Source organism: Kitasatospora sp. NPDC059577 (genome assembly GCF_042735475.1).
Taxonomy (GTDB): domain Bacteria; phylum Actinomycetota; class Actinomycetes; order Streptomycetales; family Streptomycetaceae; genus Kitasatospora.
Genome location: NZ_JBHWBZ010000088.1, coordinates 26851 through 28930 on the forward strand (window position 1 = coordinate 26851; position 2080 = coordinate 28930).

Sequence of the window (2080 nt, forward strand, 5' to 3'; positions counted from 1 at the left end):
GCAACACCGCGAGCCGCCAGACCTTCGGAATGTACGTAGGCAGCGATGGAACGTGGCACTTCGAGCGCTTCGGGCACGATCTGCTGACGCTCCGTGCCGAACAGGGCGGCATAGACGTGAGACGCCGGATGCGGGTGCGCCAAGGGCCGGACTCGTCGGCGGGGATCTGGTTCCACTCGACCGACGACCGGGCCTTTGTCGGCCTATACGACGACACTCACGTCGGATTCTTTGGCACCAGCGGCGTCGGCTGGGGCCTGATCATGGACACCGGGAACGGCGACGTCACCATGAAGGGCAGGCTCATCAAACCGGGTGGCGACTTCCGGATCGACCACCCACTGGAGCCGGCCACTAAGTACCTGTCGCACTCGTTCGTCGGGTCGCCCCAGATGACCAACATCTACGACGGCACCGTCGTCACGGACGACCGCGGCGAGGCCACCGTGATGCTGCCCGGCTACTTCGAGGCACTCAACGGCGACTTCCGTTACCAGCTCACACCGGTCGGCAGTCTCGCCCTCGCGGCGGTGACCGAGGAGATCCGGGAGAACCGCTTCACCATCCGCACCGACCGGCCAGCGGTCACCGTCTGCTGGCAGGTGACCGGGGTGCGGCACGACCCGTGGGCCAATGCCAACCGGATCTCGGGCAAGGAGGACAAGCCTGAGGCCGAGCGGCATCGCTACCTCTACCAGGATGGCCACTGACAGCCTGTGGGCGGAATCGTCCCATGAAGCACCATCAATCCCAGCCGATCGCGGGGAAAGGGCGGCAGCCATGCTCGACCACATGCAGTCTCGTCTCACCGAACTCAAGCAGGAGTACCAGCAGGGCGAGGCGCAGCTACGGATCCTGGTCCAGCAGGAGGCCGCGCTCCGGGAGACCCTGCTGCGCATCAGCGGGGCGATCCAGCTGCTGGAGGAGCTGCTGTCGCACGATCAGGTGGAGGGCGACCGGGCGGAGGGCGACGGCGGGCCGCCTGATCCGGCGGGCCGGCTCGACGGTGCGAGGGCGCAGGCCCCGGCGACCGACGCGGCTACGGTGCATACCGCGCCGTAGCCAGGCCGGGACGGGTATCTCCGGCCGCGGAGGTGGCGACAGCCCAAGCGTCGGTATGGCCCGGGCGGCCGTGCCCACTGTGAGCCGCGCTGATCTGCGCCGCTGGGAATGGGCGGGCGAGAGCGAACTGAGTCTGGCGACCGCAGCTGATGCACAAGAAGGCCTGGGCCACCGTCATCGGTGGTCCGGGCCTTCTGTATGGCCGGGTCAGGCCCGCTTGAGTGCGTAGGCGACGCCGATGCCGCCGGTGCGGTGATCTGAGCCGGCTCTCGTTCCGACGCGGTTGCCTGAGCTTGACTCTGTCGGTGATCTTGTGGGTCCGTGGCTGAGCAGCGTGATCAGTGGGCAGGCTCAGGGCTGGTGATGCGGGTCTCCTGCACCACCCCACCTGGGACACCACTGAACTCCTCGCCCAGGACGACGGCCACTTCATGGGACCCGCCCTGTCCTGGCCCGAGCTCGCCACCGCCGCCGACAACACCCCGCCCGACCCCGGCACGCTGGCCGCCGGCATCCTCGACGCCCACGCCCGTCTGCTGCTCCTGCTGCCCGCTATGGGCGACAACAGCCCGCCCAGGACCGCCGCTCCCTGCCTGGCCGCCGCGCTACGCGCCCGCACGGCCGTCGAGGACCCCGACCACCTCGCCCTCCTCCTCCTGGAACAGCAGGGACAACCCGGACCCGCCCGCTGGCGGACCACCCAGGACGGGGTACGCATCAACGGCGGCCGCCACTCCCACCGCAACCCCGCCAACCCCTTCGCCCTCCCGCAGAACCGCCTCGCCAGGGTGTCCGCCGCGCTCACCCCATGACCGCACGCACCGATCCCACCGCTGTGGCGGGGCCGGTGCGCGTCGAACGACGTGAGACACGGTCGCGAACGAGCCCAGCCCGGCTTACCAGCCGACCCCAAGGGCCTCCAACTGCCCGAGCTGCTCGGCCGACAGTTTGTCCCGGCGGGCCTTCTGGTTGTTCAGCCAGGTGCCCAGGGACAGCCCCTCATCGGTCTTGTGGGTGC

4 protein-coding genes are annotated in these 2080 nt (G+C 69.4%); 3 read left to right on the forward strand and 1 reads right to left on the reverse strand.

Going from position 1 to position 2080, the window contains the following annotated elements; all coding sequences use genetic code 11:
- The 3 genes from ACFV0O_RS38860 to ACFV0O_RS38870 form a co-directional block, all read left to right on the forward strand.
- Positions 1–710, forward strand: a 710-nt coding sequence (locus ACFV0O_RS38860) for a hypothetical protein (protein WP_380349101.1), incomplete at its 5' end; no start/stop codon positions are given.
- A gap of 82 nt (positions 711–792) precedes the next feature.
- A complete protein-coding gene (locus tag ACFV0O_RS38865; protein ID WP_380349103.1) occupies positions 793–1062 on the forward strand; it encodes a hypothetical protein in 270 nt (89 codons plus the stop codon).
- A gap of 341 nt (positions 1063–1403) precedes the next feature.
- Positions 1404–1874 (forward strand): hypothetical protein, encoded by a 471-nt coding sequence (locus tag ACFV0O_RS38870; RefSeq protein WP_380349105.1) that lies wholly within the window; start codon positions 1404–1406, stop codon positions 1872–1874.
- 84 nt (positions 1875–1958) lie between these two features.
- On the opposite strand, the gene ACFV0O_RS38875 is transcribed toward ACFV0O_RS38870, so the two are convergent.
- The coding region (locus tag ACFV0O_RS38875; protein ID WP_380349107.1) for a helicase associated domain-containing protein at positions 1959–2080 on the reverse strand (122 nt) is incomplete at its 5' end.

Coding starts and splice junctions, on each gene's coding strand:
- ACFV0O_RS38865 (WP_380349103.1), top strand. CDS start 793: ATGCAGTCTCGTCTCACCGAACTCAAGCAGGAGTACCAGCAGGGCGAG.